This is a genomic window from Parafrankia soli, from assembly GCF_001854695.1.
Taxonomy (GTDB): domain Bacteria; phylum Actinomycetota; class Actinomycetes; order Frankiales; family Frankiaceae; genus Parafrankia; species Parafrankia soli.
Genome location: NZ_MAXA01000116.1, coordinates 1 through 2,656, shown reverse-complemented (window position 1 = coordinate 2,656; position 2,656 = coordinate 1). Strand labels below are relative to the sequence as shown.

Sequence of the window (2,656 nt, the reverse complement as noted above, 5' to 3'; positions counted from 1 at the left end):
ACCGGAAACCGGAAACCGGAAACCGGAAACCGGAAACCGGTATACGGTCTGGCGCGGGAACAACTCGTCCACCAGGGACGGGTGGTCCCCACGGCCATCGTGTTGTCGCATGCCGAGCAGCGCGAACGTCTCCGCAGGAGCTGCCCCGAAGCGGTGCCTCGGACGGTCGTGGCAGGCGATCCCTGCTACGACCGGCTCCTGGCGAGYCTTCGTCACCGCGACGAGTACCGCGCGGCCCTGCACACTCAGGACGACCAGACGCTTGTGGTACTCACCTCCACCTGGGGACGCTGGTCGTTACTGGGACAGGATCCCGACCTACCGACCCGGCTCCTCGGGCAGCTCCCGATGGATGAGTACCGGCTGGCCGCGATTGTGCATCCGAACGTCTGGCACTGGCACGGCGGCTGGCAGACACGTGCCTGGCTGGAACGCGCGACTCGCGCCGGCCTGCAGCTCGTCCCAGCTCGGGAAGGCTGGCGCGGCGCGCTGGTCGCCGCAGACCTGCTTATCGGAGACCACGGATCGGTGGCGACCTACGCGGCCGCCATCGGCACACCGGTCCTCCTTGGCGGCGGCACCGAGGACGAACTCGACCCCGACGGCTCCACCTCCGCCCTGATCCGGTCCGCACCCCGATTCGACCGTGCCGAAACACCCCGCGAACAGATCGACGAGGCGATAGGCGCCCACACACCAGACCGCTACACCCTCCTCACCCGTCGGACATTCGATATTCCGGGCCAGTCGTTGCGGACCCTCCAGAAGCTGATGTACCAGCTCATGGACCTGGATGCTCCAGGCAGAGCACCTAGCACCAGGCGGGTTCCCGCGCCCCAGACCGCGCAACCTGTCGTCTCCGCGACCATCGTCGTCGCTGCGATGAGCCCTCACACCGGTACCGTCGACGTACTGCGTTTCCCCGCCGACACCGATCCACAGGCCGGCGCTGATCACGGCGACCGGCACCTCGCCGTCGACCTCGCCGAGACAGACCTCGGACTCCTGCAGAGCGCCGACGTCCTCGTTCGACGCTCTGATGGCCACACTCGCCCCGCCCACGAATGGGCACAGGCGACTTTGGACGCATATCCCGGATGCCGAATCGCGGCCAGCATAACGCCGAAAGACTCATGCACGGCATTCCCACGCAGCGGCCCCGCCATCAGCCTCCGCTTCCTTAGAACCTCCAGTCAGGGGATTCCCCCCGACCCCTTAATTCTGCCATCCGTCGCATACGCATGGATCGTCAATGGCGCCAGCAGCACCCTACCAACCAAATTCCTCGTTCGGATCGGCAAACAGGAGCACACAGCGCACATTACCCATTCCCTGAATCAACCGCCACAACAGTCATGAAGCTGTTTTGCCACTTCACCGGGAGTCCTCACCGGGAAGATTTACTACAGTGAACCTTTCCCGGTAACCATTCGTCACCTTGCGTAGCAACAGTTCCGTGTTGCGGTGTTGGGGTTCAGGCGGTCCTGCGGTGCTCGGTGTGGAGGATGACAAGGGCGGCTTTCGCGACGAGTCCGATCTTCCAGGGGTCGATCGTGATGTTGCGGAGCAGCCGGAAGGTGACCTTGAGCAGGGCGTTCGCGCGTTCGCCGACGGCGCGTAGCGCGTTGTGGATCCGGTTGTGTGCCTTCTGTTCGTCGGTGAGGGCGCCGGCCTTGGGCTTCTTGTAGGCGGTCGCGAGCGGTCCGGCCGGGCTACCCAACCCTTCGTAGCCGAGGTCGAACAGGACCTCGTGCAGGTCGGCGGTCCACTCCTGGAGGATCGCCAGTGCGCCGGAGGCTTTCAGCGCGGTCGAGTCGTGCTCGCGGCCGGGCCGCACGTCCGAGATCCACAGCGGCCAGCCGTCGTCGGGGGCCGAGAGGACCTGGACGTTGCCGCCGTGGTTGGAGATCTTGCCGGACCACCACAGGTCCACGCCCTCGGTCGGGCCGGGCATGCGTAGCCGGTCGGTCTCGATGATCGTACCGTCGATGATGAGGCGGCCGTAGCCGGCGATCCTGGCGCGCATCAGCGCTTCGCGCAGGTCAGGGGCTTGCCAGGCGAGCACGGCGATGCCCTCGTGTAGGTAGAGGTAGCCCACCGACCGGGATACCCCGTGATCCTTGAAGAGCCGGCTGGTCCTGGTGCCGTCACAGAACCAGCGCAGGACCATGACCGCCTGTTCCAGCGTGGACAGCGTGCGGGTGCCATTGCGGGTGCCGCGACGCTGACGCTCCGCGACGAGAAGACCCGCCAGGCGGAAGACGGTGTGATCGCCGAGGGGCAACTCGGCGGTGTATGAGAAACTCATGGAGGCGCGGGGTTCCTTCGGAGTTGCTCTTTGGTCGGAACAACTTCCTATCGGAGCCCCGCGCCTCCTTCGTCGCAGCCCCGGGGACGCTCACACCGCGCAATGGCCACCGAACGTCACGGGCCGTTGCTGTAGGGTAGGCGACTGGCGCGGTGGCATCTCGCTTTAGGCACAAGGTCCGGTACCTTTGTCCGCGTGGTTTCCCCCGCGTTTTTCATCCCGGCCGTCCATGGCATGCTCCGTTTCCAGCCGCCCCCCCGTCAATCCGTGCATGAGGTTCTCCCTCACACGGCTTACCGACGCCGTTCACCGCCGGCATTCGATTTCTCCCGCCAGGTCTTCCCAGCC

Annotated in this window: 2 protein-coding genes; one reads left to right on the top strand and one right to left on the bottom strand. The window is 65.8% G+C overall.

The window, feature by feature from the left end; translation table 11 throughout:
- The coding region (locus BBK14_RS12055; RefSeq protein WP_241831418.1) for a hypothetical protein at nucleotides 1-1,359 on the top strand (1,359 nt) is incomplete at its 5' end.
- Nucleotides 1,360-1,474: 115 nt separating this feature from the next.
- Here the strand turns inward: BBK14_RS12055 and BBK14_RS12050 are convergent.
- Nucleotides 1,475-2,308 carry a transposase family protein gene (locus BBK14_RS12050; protein ID WP_071062001.1) on the bottom strand — a complete coding sequence of 278 codons (834 nt, stop codon included), beginning with the start codon at nucleotides 2,306-2,308 and terminating at the stop codon, nucleotides 1,475-1,477.
- Nucleotides 2,309-2,656: the final 348 nt, after the last annotated feature.

Coding starts and splice junctions, on each gene's coding strand:
- BBK14_RS12050 (WP_071062001.1), bottom strand. CDS start 2,308: ATGAGTTTCTCATACACCGCCGAGTTGCCCCTCGGCGATCACACCGTC.